This is a genomic window from Bradyrhizobium sp. ARR65, from assembly GCF_000472385.1.
Classification (GTDB): domain Bacteria; phylum Pseudomonadota; class Alphaproteobacteria; order Rhizobiales; family Xanthobacteraceae; genus Bradyrhizobium.
The window spans coordinates 60,968-75,764 of sequence record NZ_AWZU01000039.1 but is presented as its reverse complement, the minus strand read 5'-3'; the positions used below and the strand labels follow the sequence as shown (position 1 = coordinate 75,764).

The window sequence follows — 14,797 nt, the reverse complement described above, 5'->3', positions numbered from 1 at the left end:
CGAGGGGCTGAGCTTCAAAAAAAACGCTTCATCCAGCCGAACAGGATCGCCCCGACATCGCCCGTAAACGGACACGCTGGAAAGCCCATCAAGGCAGGATTGACGCTTCGCGCCTGGTGTTTATCGACNAGACCTGGATCAAGACCAATATGGCGCCGCTCCGCGGCTGGGGACCATGTGGGCAGCGTCTCGAAGCATCGGCGCCTTTCGGCCATTGGAAGACCATGACCTTCATCGCGGCGCTGCGCNACGACCGGATCAGCGCGCCATGGATCATCGACGGCCCCATCAATGGCGAGCTCTTCACCCTCTATGTCGAGAAGGTGTTGGCACCCACGCTGGCAAAGGGCGAACTCGTCATTCTGGATAACCTCGGCAGTCACAAGGGCAAGCAGGCCCGCAACGCTATCCGCGCCAAGGGGGCGCATCTGCTCTTCCTGCCGCCCTACAGCCCTGATCTCAATCCGATCGAGCAGGTCTTCGCCAAACTCAAACACCTGGTCCGAGCCGCAGAGCCTCGCGACGTCGAGGCAACCTGGCGCAAGGTTGGCGAACTCCTGGATCTCTTCTCTAAGGAGGAGTGTGCCAACTATCCCAAAAACTCAGGCTATGTTTCCGTATAAAAACATCATGCTCTAGCCAAAACGATCCCGATCGTTTGTCCGTTTCTCGCGAACCCGACTGATCTCGGCTTGATTCCAAGCATGTCCTGACCAGGTGGTAACGTCACCGGATTGATGTCCCGCATCGATGACCTCGCCGGGAAGCAGATCGAATTGCAACGTTGGGTTTAGTCTGGGCAGGCTTAGTCGTAGACGTCGGCCCCCGCCCTGTCGAAAGGGGCCGATTGTGATTTGGTCTTTGAGGTCCGCCTGTTTGTGTCGGCCGGTACTTGGGGCGTCCTCTCGTAGCCGGCCGCACGACGCCCTTCGTCCAGGTTCCGCGGATTATCGCGCTCGCGGCGAAGTATCGTTTGCCGGCAAATTACTTGCTTCGGCAGTACGCCAAATGGCGGACTGTCGGTATACGGCGCCGCCGGGATGAGGAGGTTGCTTAGAAGCGACAACCGGTAACAGCTAGCCCACCCGTCGTCTTTGGTTCGAGGATCGAGCGATCAGAAAGTGCTCTGGTTTCTTTCCCGCCTTGAGCTGGGCCTTGAACCAACGCGGCTGCTTGCCACGGCCAGACCAAGTTTCGGCCGGATTTTTCGGATTCTGATACTTCGGAAGCACCTTCGGATATGGGCGACGCTCGCGAGCCAGTCCGATAACGTTAGTCGTAGTCTCGATCTTGCGCAGGCGTTCCTCGAGCCTGGCCTTCTCTTCCGATATCCTGTGAGCCAACAACGACGATACCTGCTCGTGAAGCTTCCAGAGCTCATCGATCGACATAGATTTGAAGTCCTTGGCTTCCACGAAAAACCCCTCTGTTCTGCGGAAACAGCCATGGCGCTCACCACAGCGCATAATATGTTACAACATCGCTAACACGTAGTGCTTCGCCCAAGAGGCTTCGTTGCGCTATATTCGTCTCAGAACCGGCTTCGAACTTCTTTCCGCCTGCGCAAATGTAAGATTCTGCCTTCAGGCGCTCCAGCTCTAAATCTTTGATATTCTTCAAAAGTGCAGGTGAGTTCCTGGTTTCAGGCGCGTAAATGAACTCGCCCCGCCGCAAATTTGACCAACATTGGCAAGCACGCAGGCAAAAGCAAAAGAACCGGAAGATCGCAGCCCGACACCCCGCTCGTCACATAAGTCCGCAAGGGACAGGCGAAAACTCCAAGAACCGAATGTTGTTCCTGAGGCCGCGCGTTCAGTAGCCAAATGGGAGCCTTAAGCTTTGATACTGCGCCTCGTGCCGGCTCGCATTGGCCATCCAAACCGGAGCTATTGACGGACCAACCTCAAGCCCCTTCGACGAGGAGTAGCCTTTGTGTGCACGGTGGGACCGCACGCTCTTGGCCAATTCCTCTCATCTCCGCAGCTCGCAATTTGCTTCGCAGTGTCTCGACTTTCGTTAATCGTTCGATGAGCTCGTCAAGCGTTTGGCGCAGAATACCTGAACGGCTGAAAATCTCTTCGCGACTATTCACCGGCCTACCCTCACTGAATAAAAATAATGGGAAATCCCAGATCCGGAGATGGATCCCGGGCCTGAGTTTAGACCACCAAAATCATCCAACTTCGAGTTATAAAGAGAAGGTCGTTAGAATACGGAATAAGTAGTAAGTGTGCTCCTCGCTCGGCGCAGCAAGTAAATGGCCTCATCGAGCCATTTTGCTCTCCTGCAGTGCAGTCGCACGTTGCCAAAGCAACAACCAAATCGCTCGCCAACGTGTGGCAGAAGAACAGTTCGGGTAAAATTCTTTACTTTACCCGATCATTCTACTTACGTGGTCAATGCCGGGCCGCTTAGGGCATTGCTGAAATCCATAGAACCACACCTGCTTTGCGGCACTGGCGATCAATCCGTCCTGATCGATGGCGTGACAAAGATTGCTACATTGCGAGATAGCGCCGGCGGATATCTTCATTCCGGGCAAGACCTGTCGTATCCTCGCGATGTACAACCTTTCCTTTATCGATGACGACCGCCTGCTCGGCGATCCGTAAGCAGAAATGCATGTTCTGCTCGGCGAGCAGGATCGTGGCGCCACCCGCTCCTAGCTCCCGCAATAAGTTGCCGATGGTGGCGACCACGATCGGGGCCAGCCCTTCGCTCGGCTCGTCGAGCAACAGGACCAGAGGATTGCCCATCAAGGCACGCGCGATCACCAAGAGTTGTTGCTCGCCGCCGGACAGGCGGCCCGCCTGGCGTGACCGCAGGTTTGTGAGCAGCGGGAAAGTTTCCCAGATGCGCGGCAGGGTCCAGTCTCGCCGTCCGTCGGGACCGCTCTTTGCCGCGATCAGGAGATTGTCCTGCACGCTGTGCTCCGGAAACACCTGCCGATCCTCAGGTACATAGGCGAGGCCGAGCCGGGCGCGCGCATACGGCGGCGCTCGGGTGATGTCGCGGCCGGCAAAGAAGATATGGCCGCTCATGGCCGGCACTATTCCCGCGAGCGTCTTCATGGTCGTGCTCTTGCCCGCGCCGTTACGCCCGAGCAGTGCCAGCGTGCGCTTTTCCTGAAGGGCGAGATCGAGATCAAACAGGATCTGGCTGGCGCCATAAAAGGCGCTCAATCCTTCAGCGCGCAAGAGGTCGGTCATGCCGCGTGTACTTCTGTGCCGAGATATGAATCGATCACCGCCCGGTTGTTGCGGATCTCGTCCGGCGTGCCTTCGGCAAGGACACGGCCGTAGCATAGCACGCGAATTGTGCTCGCGACCTGGAACACGATATCCATGTCGTGCTCAATGAAGACCAGCGTGAGCTTGCGCTGTCCCCACAGAGCGCGGACACGCTCGATCATGCGCCAGCGCTCCTCCGGGCCCATGCCGGCCGTCGGCTCGTCGAGCAGAAGCACCTTGGGTTCGAGCGCAAGCGCAATCGCGATATCGAGCAGCTTTTGGTCGCCGTGGGAGAGGATCGCGGCCTCGACGTTGGCGACGTGCGTCAGGCCCACCAACTCCATCACCTCGCCAGCGCGCTCGCGTATGCCAGGTGGCGGAAAGCGGCGGGAGATACTGCTCCACTGACCGACATGGGCCGTGACGGCGGCCATCAGATTCTCCGCCACCGTCATGGTCGGAAAGCAGCTTGCCACCTGAAAGGCCCTCCCGATGCCGAGGCGCATCCGTTCGGTCTTGGAGAGACGGATGATGTCCTGATCGTCAAGCAGCACCTGGCCGGCATCTGCCGGGAACGCGCCGCAGATCAGGTTGAAGAACGTGCTCTTACCGGCGCCGTTTGGACCGATGATCGCCGAAAGCGACCCCGACGAGAAGGCCAGCGACACATCATCGATTGCGCGTAGGCCACCGAACGCCTTGGTGAGATTTCTAATTTCGAGCTTCATCGCAAACGTCCGGGCCAGGCCAGTCTGATAAAGTCGAGCACGCCACGGCGAAAGCCGAGGGCGAAGGCGAGGATCACACTCCCCAGAACCAGCCCATGATATTCAGTGAAGCGGGTCACAACATCGTTCAGCGCGAGCAGAATCGTCGCCCCCAGGACAGGTCCAAGGAAGCTACTAATGCCGCCTAGCATGACAGCAAAGATCGCCTGGCCGGAATTCGGCCAATCAGCCAGTTCTGGATAGGCGCCCGAGACGAAGAGCGCAGCCAGCACGCCCCCCAGACCCGCGAAGGCGCCGGCGACCGTGAAAGCAAAGAGCCGTGCTCGCCACAGAACGATGCCCAGGAAGCTTGCGCGGTGCTCGTTGTCGCGGATCATACGCAGCGTCTGGCCAAACGGGCTCACCGAGATGTGGCGCAGCGTCAGCAGGCCGAGCACCGTCACCACCGCGCAAAATTGGTAAAGGTGAAGCTGCGAGGCGAGCTCGAAACCGAAGATTTCACGGCGCGGAATGCCGCCGCGCAAGCCCTGGTCGCCGCCGGTGAGGCTCTGCCAGGAGATGATGATGCTATAGAACAGCATCTGCACCGCCAGCGTGATGAAGGCGAAGTAGTCGGTGCCGAGCCGCACACAGATTGCGCCGACGCAGAGCGCGGCAAAGGTCGTGATCAGCACTGCGAGCACGGCGGCGATGGGCAGCGAGACGTCCGTCATCTGCATCATCAATGCGAAGGCGTAGGCGCCAAAACCATAGAACATGCCGTGGCCGAACGAAACCATGCCCGTGTTGCCGACCAGCAGGTTGAGCGAGGTCGCAAACAGCGCCATGGCGCTCAAGCGGATGACGAAATCCTCAAAAGCGGGGCTGCGATGGAGGAGCGGGATCGCCAGCACGACGATGAGGGCAAAGACGGCGATAGCGACATCGCGCAGCGCTGGGCCGACTTTCATGTGCTGCGCCCGAACAGGCCCTGCGGGCGCAGGAGCAGGATGGCGATCATTACAACGTAGATCAGTCCATCCGTGAACTGGGGGAAACCGATTGTGCCGAAGCCGCGAACCAATCCGATCAAGAGCGCAGAGACCAAAGCTCCCGTAATCGAGCCCATACCGCCGATCACGGTGACGATGAAGCTCTCGATGAGGACCGAGAAGCCCATGCCGGGCGACAACGAGCGAACGGGCGCCGCGAGCGCGCCGGCCAGCCCCGCCAGTCCGCCGCCGACTGCGAAGACGATCGCGAAAAGCAGCGTCGTGTTGACCCCTAGCACTGAAACCATCTGGGGATTGATCGCGGCGGCTCGCACCGTCTTGCCGAGCCGTGTCATCGAGAGGCCGAGGCCAAGCACGATCGCGATCAGGCCAGCGATACCGATCAACACGGCGTAAAAGGGCGGCACGACCCCGCCCGCGATAAAGAGCGGCGGCACCTGGAAGGCCGGCGGCATTCCCATCGCGTGGAACTCGGGCCCCCAGACGATCTTCACGAGGTCGTCAAAGATCAAAACAACGGCGTAACAGACCAGCAGCTGCATCAGCACGTTCGAGCCATAGACGCGGCTGATCAGGGCGCGTTCGAACACAACCCCGAACAGCGCCATCGAGAGCGCTCCCGACAGTACCGCAAGCGCGTAGCTGTCGGTTGCGCCGAGCGCGGTGTAGGCGACGTAGCCGCCAAGCATGTAGAAGGTGCCGTGAGCGAAATTAACGATCTTCAACACACCGAAAATCAACGTCACGCCCGCAGCAACAAGGAACAGCAACATGCCCACAATCAGCCCGCTGGTGGTCTGGGTGACCACGCAGGCAGGCGTTGTGAGGCAGGCGCCGAGCGCGTCAATGTCCATCGAAACTCAGATATACTTCTGCTGCTTTTTCCAGTCCGTCTCGAGCTCGATGATCTTGCCCCAATCGGCGGCCTTCACATCGACGATGAACGGCTCCTTCGGCGTGGTCTGGCCCCAGCCAATGGCGTAGCCGATCGTCGTATGGTCATCGCGCATGGTGATTGTACCGTCGACGCCGAATGGCGTGTTAATCTTCATGCCCGTGAGCGCCGCGGCCAGCGCCTTGCCGTCAAGCGAGTTGGCCTTCTTGATGGCCGCCTCATAGAACTGCATCGCCACCGTGTTTTGCCACGACCAGTTGGTCGGCCGCTCGTTCCACCTCTTGAGGTAGGCTTGGCCCCATTCCTTATTGGCGGGCGTATTCGGGAAGGTCTCGAGATAGCGCGTCGCCGACTGAATGCCGGCTGGCAAATTCTTGATGGCGGCCAGCACGGGATAGTCGACGTTCGGCGTCGCGACCGCTATCTGCGAAAACAGCGCATAGATGTTGCCCTGATTCACAAACGCCGAAAGATCGCCGGCATAGAGAAGCGTAAACAGAGCCTGCGGCTTGGCCTGAATCAACTTGGTGATGACTTCGGTGAAGTCGGGCTGGCCGAGCTTGGGCCAGGCCTCAGTGATGACCTCGACATCCGGCTTGAATTGCTTGAAGAACTGCAGGTATTGCGCGGTGGTGTCGCGACCGTAGGCGTAGTCCGGCGAGCAGGTCGCCCACTTGTTGAGTTTCTTGGCATTCGCGTATTCGGAAAGATAGGCGCTGCCGGCGACCGCGTCGTGCACGCCCTGGCGCGCGACGCGGAAGGCGGTGGGCACGCGGATCTTTGGATCGGCCGTCAGCGAGGAAGTTTCGCTGTTCGTGTGGATGCAGGCGACGCCCAGGTCGCGTACGACCTCCTGGACCGCAAAGGCGCCAGACGATGCCTCAGCATCGATCAAAAGCTCGCAACCCGTGCTGTTCACCAACTCGCGCGTCAGGCGGGCGGCCTCCTGGGGCTGCCCCTTTGAGTCACGGAAGACGAATTCGATCGGCCGACCGAGCAAGCCGCCGGCGGCATTGATACGATCCTGCTCCATCATGAGCGCGTTGCGCGAGGAGGTACCAAGCAGTGCGATCGGTCCTGACAGGATGCTCTGCATTCCCACGCGCAACGTATTGGCCTGTGCCCTGGCCACCCAAGGGGCGGCTAGCAGGCTAGCCGCGCTGCCGCCTAACATAGTGCGACGCGTAATGAGTCCGCTCATTGGCTGCACCTCCCCATGAACCCGTCATCGTGGTCCGGTTTGACACAACCGGCTTTTTTTCAGGCCACCAACTTTAGAGCTATGAGCGCTTGCTGATCAAGCTGGCATTTGCTGCGGTTATCAAAGCCTGTGTTGGCAGCGAGCAGCATGCGGGAGCTATGGCGTAAGCGAGCAGCCGATCGTTCAGCTCGAGGGCATCAGCATCTTCGACGATACGAGCCAATTCTGCTCGCGGCTGCCCCTCTGACCGCGGCAGAACACGACTATGGCCTGCTCGGCCGCAACGGTGCCGAGGCGCCGAAGGTGAGGGTTGGCCGGATCGATCCTCACCTTGCTGCCATGCAGCAGACGCGCGGACGCAATTTCGTCGGGTGGATGTGCCGGGATGTGCACAAGCGCCACATTTTCGTGGTATGAAGCGCTTGTCCAAAAATACGTCATAACAGGGAGGACGACATGCTGCTGCGTAGTGCGAGGGTCCTTGGCTTATTGACCGTAGGACTAATTCTGACTGCTGCCGGGGCGATGGCGGCCGAAGCTCCGAAAGAGATGAAGCTTTATGTATTCAGCTCCGGGGCGCTGAACCTGGACAAGTCGATCATCCAAAACGGCGCCAGCGGCAAGGTCCAGATCCCCGTCGGCTTCTTCCTAATCCGCCATCCCAAGGGAGACGTGCTGTTCGACTGCGGCAACAACGACAAGATCATCACCAATCCGGACTACTGGGGGCCGTTTGTGAAGGCGCTCGATCCGGGTCGCTCGCCGGACATCGCCATCGATACCCAGCTCGGCAAGATCAACGTCAAGCCTTCCGACATCAAATATGTCGTGCTCGGTCATTTCCACGTCGATCATGCCGGCAACATCGGTAAGTTCCTGGATTCGACCTTTGTGTACCAGCGCGACGAGATCCGAAATGCGTTCTGGCCGGCGCCGGGCTATGCCACTTTCTTCATCACCGATGATTTCTCCATGCTGCGCAACAGCGTGGGCGGCCCGATGCCAAGCAAATACAAGACCATTGAGCTCGACGGCGACCTCGACCTGTTCGGTGACAACAGCATCTATATCCATCGAACGGTGTCGCACACCCCTGGTAGCCAGATCATGGTGGTGCGGCTGCCGAAGACCGGAACGGTCGTGCTCACCAGTGACGCCGTCTATCTGCAGGAGAATCTCGACAAGAACATCCTGCCGAGCATCGGCAGCGTCTATGATCCCGTGGGCATGCTCGATGCCTATGCCTGGGTCAAGCGGGTACACGACACCGAGGGGGGCGACATCATCTTCGCGCACGATCCGGACGTGTACAAGGCGCACAAGCATTCGCCTGAATATTACGAGTGATCGAACGATACGATCGCGCCTGCGAGCGGGTTCATGTCCCGCGCCTTGCGCGCGGGATTATATTCGCGAACCAGCTCAGGCGCGATCGCTGGCGCAACTAGGTGTTTTGAGCCAATGTCTCCTCTCGTGCTGGCGCAGCATGTTACCAAATGGTACGGCCCGCGCCGTGCCGTAACCGATGTCTCTTTTGCGATCGATCAAGGCGAAATCGTTGGCCTGCTTGGGCCCAACGGGTCGGGAAAGAGCACAATTTTCCGCATGCTCACCGGTTACCTCGTGCCGACGTCCGGCCGTATCGAGATCGCCGGCCATGACGTCGTGGCCGCTTCGCTGGCGGTTCGGCGCGTCATCAGCTATGTGCCCGAAGACGCGCCGATCTACGACTATATGAGGGTCGGCGAATTTCTTCATTTTATGGCCAATCTCAAGGGGTTGCGGGGCGCCGCGGCAAAGGTCGCGGTGGACACCGCGGCCGAGCGGCTCGATCTCACCCGCGTCATGATGCTGCTGGGCGCAAAACTCTCCCGCGGCTTCCGCCAGCGCGTCTCCATCGCGCAAGCGCTGCTGGGAAATCCGCAAGTGCTGGTGCTGGACGAGCCGACCAGCGGGCTCGATCCGCACCAGGTGATTGCCGTCCGCGATCTCATTCAATCGCTTTCGGGAAGCCACACCGTGCTTATCGCCTCGCACATCCTCTCCGAGATCGAAAAGATCGCTTCGCGAGTCATGATCCTGCTCGATGGCACGCTCCTGTCCGCCGACGCCTTGAAGGAGAAAGCCGAACAGATAACGGTGCGGCTTGCGGCAACTGCTCCGGAAGCAGATGTCCGAGGCGTCGTCTCCGCCATCGCCGGCGTCCGCGGCATCGCCGTCGAACCGAACGCCGGCGCAGGAACGATGCATTATCTGATTAGGGCCGAGCCGCGTGCGTCCCTTACCGCCGACATCCTGGCCGCGCTGGTCAAAGCCGGGCTCCCCGTCTCGGAGCTGACCGAAAGCCGTCCGGATCTCGAGCGCGTGTTTCTCGACCTAACGCGGCGGTCCTCGAGGCTGGCCCAATGAGAAGTTTTGCGGTCCTCTTGCGCAAGGAGGAGATGGCGCTGTTTTCCTCCCCGATCGCCTACGCGGTAATGACCGTCTTCCTGCTCATCATGGGCTACAGCTTCACGCTCACATTGTTCATCAGCCATCAGCCCAGCATGGTGCACGTCTTCTTTCAGATGTTCGTGCTGTTTATGCTGACTACGCCGCTGATCACCATGCGGCTCCTGGCGGAGGAGCAAAAGCTGCGGACCATAGAAGTGTTGCTCACCTCGCCGATCTCTGAGGCCGCGATCGTGCTGGCCAAATATGTGGCGAGCATGAGCCTCGTCATCCTCATGCTGCTCCTCTCCAGCTGTTACGCGGCGGTGCTGGCCTGGTTCGGCGATCCGGATTTCGGGCCCATCTATAGCGGCTATCTTGGCCTGCTGTTGTTTGGTTCAGCTCTGGTGGGAACTGGCCTGTTGGCATCGGCACTCACGGGCAACCAGGTGATCGCGGCGCTGATCTCGCTTAGTATCTTCCTGCTCCTGTGGATTGTCGATAATTTCGGCTGGCTGCTGCCAAGCCCGGCGGACACGCTGGTGGTGAACCTGTCCCTCGCGGTGCACTTCCGCCCCTTTGCGGTAGGCGCTATCTACCTCTCAGACGTTGGCTTCTTTCTCAGTGTCACGCTGTTGACGCTGTTGTTGACCGTGCGGGCGCTGGCGCGGCGCTAGGAGAGACGAATGTCGCGGCTTACCCGATCCGATCTGCTCGTCGCCGCACCTATCATCGCCGCGATCCTGTTCGGTGCGCTAGGCTTTGCAGGATTTAGCGACAGGGCCTCGAACACCCTGTTCTTCGCAGCTTGGTCGCTTACTCTGCTGACGCTGTTCGCACTGGCAGTCCGCCTGCCGCTGCGCAGTCGCGGATCGCGCCGGACGGCCTGGGCCGCCAACGCGCTGATTGTTTGCAGTGCGCTGGGTGTGATCATTGCCGCCAACGTCGCGCTCTATCGCCATGATGTGCATTTCGATGCAACCCGTGAAGGACTGAACACTCCTCCGCAGCAGCTCACCGACGTTGTCGACGGGCTGCGGTCCCCGCTTGCGCTGACCTATTTTTACAACGCCAGCGACCCCAACGCGCTTGCTGTACGGGACATGATCGAGATCGCGGCACGCAACCGTCCACTGCTGGCGTTCCGTGCCATTGATCTCGACAAGGAGCCCGGGCTTGCGCGCGACATCGGCGTGCATTCCTACAATACGGCGGTGTTGCAGGCCGGTGACCGCAAAGTACTCGTGGAAAACGTCACCGATGCCGCGCGCCTCGGCTACGCCGCGCTGCGCGTTCTTCGAAAGCGCGCCGAGACGATCTGCTTCTTGACCGGCCATGGCGAGACATTCCGTCCGATGCCGGGCCATTACCATTTCAGTCACGTCGAGACGCTGAGAGGCCATGATACTCCGGGCGCCGGGGACGTGCTGGTCGCCGAGCCCGAGCAACTCGACCGACTTCAGCTGGCGCTCAACGAGATTGGTTTCGAGATGCGCCCCCTCCTCCTGGCGACGGCAAGCGCAGTTCCGAACGATTGCACCGTGATTGCCGAGATCGGTCCACGAACCGCGCTGACGGCGGGCGAAACGGATCTGCTGGCCGAGTATCTCAAGAATGGCGGACGGCTCGAGATCTTGATCGATCCGCAGTTTCCCCTCGGGGCCGACCTGCAAAGTCGTCTGCTGACGCCGCTCGGCTTGTCGAGCGAACCAGCCATCATCATCGATCCACTGAATCACTTTCGTACGGATCCGGACAAGGTTGCGGTCCCCTATTATCCTCCGCATCCGATTACAGCCCGTCTCGCGCTCACGGTGTTTGCACAGGCGCGGCCGATCCGCCTCGATCAGCCACCGACGTCGGTGAGGGCCAGTGTCCTTGCCACCAGCAGCCAGGACAGCTACTTGCGACCGCCTTCGGCTGCCGCTGGCATCACAGTCGCAGCCGGGGGGCTGACCACCGAGGTCGAACATGGCGCCCAGGCGCTCGCGGTGGCGGTTGAAGGTACCTATCCCGGAGCCTCGCCTGACAAGCATTTTCGGCTCGTAATATCGGGCACCAGCAAGTTCACGACCAACGAATACTTCTCCTATGTCTCCAATGGCGAGCTGTCGGTCGCCATCATGCGCTGGCTTGCCGAGGAGGACGGATCCCCGAATCTCGCACCGCGGACCTACAACTTGCCCGAAATCGTGCTGACGAGTACCCAGATGCGGGACACCTTTATTGGCCTCGAAATATTGCTGCCGCTCAGCACGGCGCTTTTTGGCGTCGCGATGTGGTGGAGGCGCCGTTGAGGGGCTCGGCGATATCCGGGGCTGCGCGATGGAAAACATCGCTCGCTATCACCGTGCTGCTGGCGCTTCTCCTTGCCCTAGTTTTTTCCGGGCAATGGCCGGGGTTGCACAGCAAGCTGCCGTCCTCGCCCAAAGGCCTCCTCGCGATCTCACCGAACGAGATTGAACGCATCGACATGCGCTCGGGCGCCGACAGCGTCGCGTTGCGGCATCAGCCGCCCGGATGGACGATCGAGAGCGTGGACAGCATAGCGCGCGCTGAGCTTATCTCCCACGTCGATACGGCCCTGAAGTTCCTTAGTATCAGCGAACCGTCACGCGAGATTCCCGCGGGCGAACTCGCTGCCGAGAGCTTTGCGGTGTTCGGGCTCGATCCGCCATCCGAGGTTGCCGTGCTCGAAACCCATTCTGGCATCGCGGCAACAGTGAACTTTGGGACGACAAATCCGGCAGGCACGTCGCACTACGTGAGGCTAGGCGGCGCGCCAACCGTCTATCTGATGCCGCGCCATGTGGCCGAAGAGTGGCGGCTAGTGTTCGACATGGCACGACGGCTGCGCGGAAAGACGAGCTCTGTTGTTATGAGCCGCGGCGCAGACCTGCTGTTGCCGGTCTCGATGGCGCAGGTGTGGGCCGTCGAGATCGTTGCGAGCGGAAAGCTCACGCGTTTCGAGCGGGACGCGGCGGGAACATGGTTCAGGCATATCGGTCAGCACACTCACACCGCCGGTGGCGATGTTCATGTCGCCGACCCTACCCAGGCAACGATCATCGATGCCGCTTTCCGCGCTTTCGATGCGGCGGTCGCGGAGGCGCGCGTCGCGCCTGGCGAGGCGCCGCATCTTGCCCAGTACGGTCTCGCTTTGCCTACATTGATCGTACTGTTTTACGCACGCGACAGCTCAACACCATTGGCCCGCCTCGAATTCGGGGCCCCTGCCGACAGGCTCAATCGCTATGCCCGATTGGCACCGGACGGGGCGGTCGTCACAGTTGCGGAGTTTGAGCCCCGGCGCATGACCGAGCTCCTCAAAGCAGTCGGAGCAGGCTCGTGAGGCTGCGGCGCCGCCTGGTAGCAGGCGCGATAGTATTTGGCGCCATGCTCGCAGCACAGGCGCATCAGGTCAACCTCTCGACCGCGCGCGTGACATTGAGCGTGGATCGTAGCGTTACGATTGAGCTCGGGCTCAAGGGCAGCGACGCCGACCGCCTTGCCAGTACCGGAATCTTCGATGCGCAACGCGACCGAGTCGAGCCGGCGCTGGTTAAGGCGTCGGCCGCACGGATCATCGCCTACGTCACTGCGCATATCGCCGTGACCGGGGCCGGCGGCAGAGCTTGCGTCCCCGGCACGCCCGCGCTCGTACCCGATGGGGACGGGGTGATCTTTCGCAACCGCTTCTCGTGCCGGGATGTCGGCGGCGATATCGTTTATCGCTCGACGGTGCTGACCGACACCGATCCCGCCGCACGCCAGGTGGTGCTGATCGGCGAAGGCGACAATGCGCCGCAGGCGCTGCTCGATGGGGCCAACACCGCCGTCACGCTCTCGGCGCCCGCCCCGTCCCTGCTATCGACTATGGAGCGCTATCTCATCACCGGCATCGAGCACATCTTCCTAGGCTACGATCACATCGCATTCTTGGTCGCCGTCGTGTTGTGGGCAGAGCGACTTGTGCCGGTGATCAAGATCGTAACCGCATTTACGATCTCTCATTCGATCACACTTTCGCTTGCCACGCTCAACGTCGTTGCCATTCCCGGCACCGTCGTTGAGCCCGCCATCGCAGCATCGATCGTGTATGTCGCTATCGAAAATTTCTTCACACGCGATATCGACGGCCGCTGGCGGGTGACCTTCGCCTTTGGGCTTATTCACGGCTTCGGCTTCGCCGGTGCTCTCCGGGAGATCGGGCTGCCCACGAGCGCCGTCGCCGCCGCACTTGCGGCCTTCAATATTGGCGTCGAGATCGGACAGGTGGCGATCGTCTCGGTCGTCGTTCCGAGCCTGATCGCATTGGACCGGCTCATAGCCGTCGACCACACCAAGCCGACGAGAGCAGCAACCCTAGTTTATGCCGTGTCGGCGCTTATTAGCGTACTTGGCAGCTATTGGTTTCTCACGCGCGTGCTTGATACGTAGCGGAGACCAGTTGCACCGGCTTTCTCCGGCGGCAAGGTGGCCAGCGTTCCGCCCGGTTTGGCCCCTTTTGATTCCAGAGCCGTTCGCAAAACCGACGTATCTGCAGCTGTTCGGGATTCAGGATGCGAGCCTCATCGTAGCGTTGGGCGCTTTCGCGGGCGAGGCGAAGAGCGTCAGAGCGAGGACAAAAATTGCGGCTGAAAACACAGAGCCAATCTTCATTGGTTTCTGATCCGGATGCCATCCTGCAAAGTTCCTGATGAACTGAAGACGCATCGATATGATCGAAATCCCTGTTCCCGCCGTGACAGCGCCTTCAGCAGAGCTGCACGGACTGCGTTTGGGTCCGTATCAGCTCAAACCGCCCGCTCCTTGATGTTCTCCGTCCATTTCAGGTGATGCTTGCCGACGGCAACCAAATCGCCCCGCTGGTTTTTCACCTCGACGTTGGCAAGCGTCCGTCGGCGGTCCGCGTCGATTTCACTGATCGTATAGGTCACCGTCACGGTATCGTTGATGTAGACTGGCTTGAGAAAGCGAATGCCGTCATAACCAAGCGAAACTGGCGTTGAATCGATACCCTTGCGCAGGCTTTCCTCAATCATCCGAGTCGACGCGGTGGACATGAATCCAATCATGAGCGCGCCATGGGCGATGCGCCGTCCGTAGATTGAATGGCTCATGAATTCGTCATCGACATGATTCGGCGAAAGATCGCCAGTCAGTCCGGCAAACAGGTAGATGTCGGATTCCCCGACAGTCTTTGAGAATTTGACGAAATCACCAACTTTCGCATGCATTGCAGTCATTTGATTGCCTCTATCTTGCGTGACGATGGTCGTCGCACCTGCGCGCCGGCGTCGATCAGAGTCCTAAATCGG

The 14,797-nt window shown here is 60.2% G+C and carries 13 protein-coding genes and 1 pseudogene; 7 read left to right on the top strand and 7 right to left on the bottom strand.

What is annotated here, in order from left to right; translation table 11 throughout:
• A pseudogene (locus F758_RS0131735) lies at positions 1 to 623 on the top strand (IS630 family transposase); the annotation flags it as partial.
• 453 nt (positions 624 to 1,076) lie between these two features.
• On the opposite strand, the gene F758_RS0131730 reads toward F758_RS0131735, so the two are convergent.
• The 6 genes from F758_RS0131730 to F758_RS0131705 all read right to left on the bottom strand — a co-directional run bounded on the left by F758_RS0131730 (position 1,077) and on the right by F758_RS0131705 (position 7,046).
• Positions 1,077 to 1,415 carry an H-NS histone family protein gene (locus F758_RS0131730; RefSeq protein ID WP_024511672.1) on the bottom strand — a complete coding sequence of 113 codons (339 nt, stop codon included), beginning with the start codon at positions 1,413 to 1,415 and terminating at the stop codon, positions 1,077 to 1,079.
• 1,083 nt (positions 1,416 to 2,498) lie between these two features.
• Positions 2,499 to 3,209 carry an ABC transporter ATP-binding protein gene (locus tag F758_RS0131725; RefSeq protein WP_024511671.1) on the bottom strand — a complete coding sequence of 237 codons (711 nt, stop codon included), beginning with the start codon at positions 3,207 to 3,209 and terminating at the stop codon, positions 2,499 to 2,501.
• Positions 3,206 to 3,958 (bottom strand): ABC transporter ATP-binding protein, encoded by a 753-nt coding sequence (locus F758_RS0131720; RefSeq protein ID WP_035723695.1) that lies wholly within the window; start codon positions 3,956 to 3,958, stop codon positions 3,206 to 3,208. The genes F758_RS0131725 and F758_RS0131720 overlap by 4 nt, the downstream gene beginning before the upstream one ends.
• Entirely contained in the window at positions 3,955 to 4,908 is a 954-nt protein-coding gene (locus F758_RS44890) for a branched-chain amino acid ABC transporter permease (protein ID WP_035723684.1), read from the bottom strand. The genes F758_RS0131720 and F758_RS44890 overlap by 4 nt, the downstream gene beginning before the upstream one ends.
• Positions 4,905 to 5,804 carry a branched-chain amino acid ABC transporter permease gene (locus tag F758_RS0131710; RefSeq protein WP_024511669.1) on the bottom strand — a complete coding sequence of 300 codons (900 nt, stop codon included), beginning with the start codon at positions 5,802 to 5,804 and terminating at the stop codon, positions 4,905 to 4,907. Before F758_RS0131710 ends, F758_RS44890 begins: the two co-directional genes overlap by 4 nt.
• Before the next feature lie 6 nt (positions 5,805 to 5,810).
• Positions 5,811 to 7,046 carry an ABC transporter substrate-binding protein gene (locus tag F758_RS0131705; protein ID WP_035723682.1) on the bottom strand — a complete coding sequence of 412 codons (1,236 nt, stop codon included), beginning with the start codon at positions 7,044 to 7,046 and terminating at the stop codon, positions 5,811 to 5,813.
• 456 nt (positions 7,047 to 7,502) lie between these two features.
• Between F758_RS0131705 and F758_RS0131695 the strand changes: the two genes are divergently transcribed.
• The 6 genes from F758_RS0131695 to F758_RS0131665 all read left to right on the top strand — a co-directional run bounded on the left by F758_RS0131695 (position 7,503) and on the right by F758_RS0131665 (position 13,916).
• Positions 7,503 to 8,393 carry an N-acyl homoserine lactonase family protein gene (locus F758_RS0131695; RefSeq protein WP_084305781.1) on the top strand — a complete coding sequence of 297 codons (891 nt, stop codon included), beginning with the start codon at positions 7,503 to 7,505 and terminating at the stop codon, positions 8,391 to 8,393.
• Between the two features lie 114 nt (positions 8,394 to 8,507).
• The gene (locus tag F758_RS0131685; RefSeq protein ID WP_024511665.1) at positions 8,508 to 9,455 is read left to right on the top strand and encodes an ABC transporter ATP-binding protein; all 948 of its coding nucleotides are present in this window, start codon (positions 8,508 to 8,510) and stop codon (positions 9,453 to 9,455) included.
• 32 nt (positions 9,456 to 9,487) lie between these two features.
• Positions 9,488 to 10,153, top strand: a complete 666-nt coding sequence (locus tag F758_RS44885) for an ABC transporter permease (RefSeq protein WP_198026602.1) — start codon at positions 9,488 to 9,490, stop codon at positions 10,151 to 10,153.
• A gap of 9 nt (positions 10,154 to 10,162) precedes the next feature.
• Complete coding sequence (locus F758_RS0131675; protein ID WP_024511663.1) at positions 10,163 to 11,773, top strand: Gldg family protein; 1,611 nt, start codon at positions 10,163 to 10,165, stop codon at positions 11,771 to 11,773.
• The gene (locus F758_RS0131670) at positions 11,770 to 12,828 is read left to right on the top strand and encodes a DUF4340 domain-containing protein (RefSeq protein ID WP_157450229.1); all 1,059 of its coding nucleotides are present in this window, start codon (positions 11,770 to 11,772) and stop codon (positions 12,826 to 12,828) included. The genes F758_RS0131675 and F758_RS0131670 overlap by 4 nt, the downstream gene beginning before the upstream one ends.
• On the top strand, positions 12,825 to 13,916 hold the full coding sequence (locus F758_RS0131665; RefSeq protein ID WP_245286638.1) for a HupE/UreJ family protein: 1,092 nt from the start codon (positions 12,825 to 12,827) through the stop codon (positions 13,914 to 13,916). The genes F758_RS0131670 and F758_RS0131665 overlap by 4 nt, the downstream gene beginning before the upstream one ends.
• A 356-nt stretch (positions 13,917 to 14,272) precedes the next feature.
• Here F758_RS0131665 and F758_RS0131655 read toward each other — a convergent pair whose 3' ends face one another.
• Positions 14,273 to 14,725, bottom strand: a complete 453-nt coding sequence (locus F758_RS0131655; RefSeq protein ID WP_024511660.1) for a MaoC family dehydratase — start codon at positions 14,723 to 14,725, stop codon at positions 14,273 to 14,275.
• Positions 14,726 to 14,797: the final 72 nt, after the last annotated feature.

What these genes read in the sequence shown, in the direction of transcription:
- F758_RS0131725 (WP_024511671.1), bottom strand. Translation starts at nt 3,209, where the DNA reads ATGACCGACCTCTTGCGCGCTGAAGGATTGAGCGCCTTTTATGGCGCC.
- F758_RS0131720 (WP_035723695.1), bottom strand. Translation starts at nt 3,958, where the DNA reads ATGAAGCTCGAAATTAGAAATCTCACCAAGGCGTTCGGTGGCCTACGC.
- F758_RS44890 (WP_035723684.1), bottom strand. Translation starts at nt 4,908, where the DNA reads ATGAAAGTCGGCCCAGCGCTGCGCGATGTCGCTATCGCCGTCTTTGCC.
- F758_RS0131710 (WP_024511669.1), bottom strand. Translation starts at nt 5,804, where the DNA reads ATGGACATTGACGCGCTCGGCGCCTGCCTCACAACGCCTGCCTGCGTG.
- F758_RS0131705 (WP_035723682.1), bottom strand. Translation starts at nt 7,046, where the DNA reads ATGAGCGGACTCATTACGCGTCGCACTATGTTAGGCGGCAGCGCGGCT.
- F758_RS0131695 (WP_084305781.1), top strand. Translation starts at nt 7,503, where the DNA reads ATGCTGCTGCGTAGTGCGAGGGTCCTTGGCTTATTGACCGTAGGACTA.
- F758_RS0131685 (WP_024511665.1), top strand. Translation starts at nt 8,508, where the DNA reads ATGTCTCCTCTCGTGCTGGCGCAGCATGTTACCAAATGGTACGGCCCG.
- F758_RS44885 (WP_198026602.1), top strand. Translation starts at nt 9,488, where the DNA reads ATGGCGCTGTTTTCCTCCCCGATCGCCTACGCGGTAATGACCGTCTTC.
- F758_RS0131675 (WP_024511663.1), top strand. Translation starts at nt 10,163, where the DNA reads ATGTCGCGGCTTACCCGATCCGATCTGCTCGTCGCCGCACCTATCATC.
- F758_RS0131655 (WP_024511660.1), bottom strand. Translation starts at nt 14,725, where the DNA reads ATGACTGCAATGCATGCGAAAGTTGGTGATTTCGTCAAATTCTCAAAG.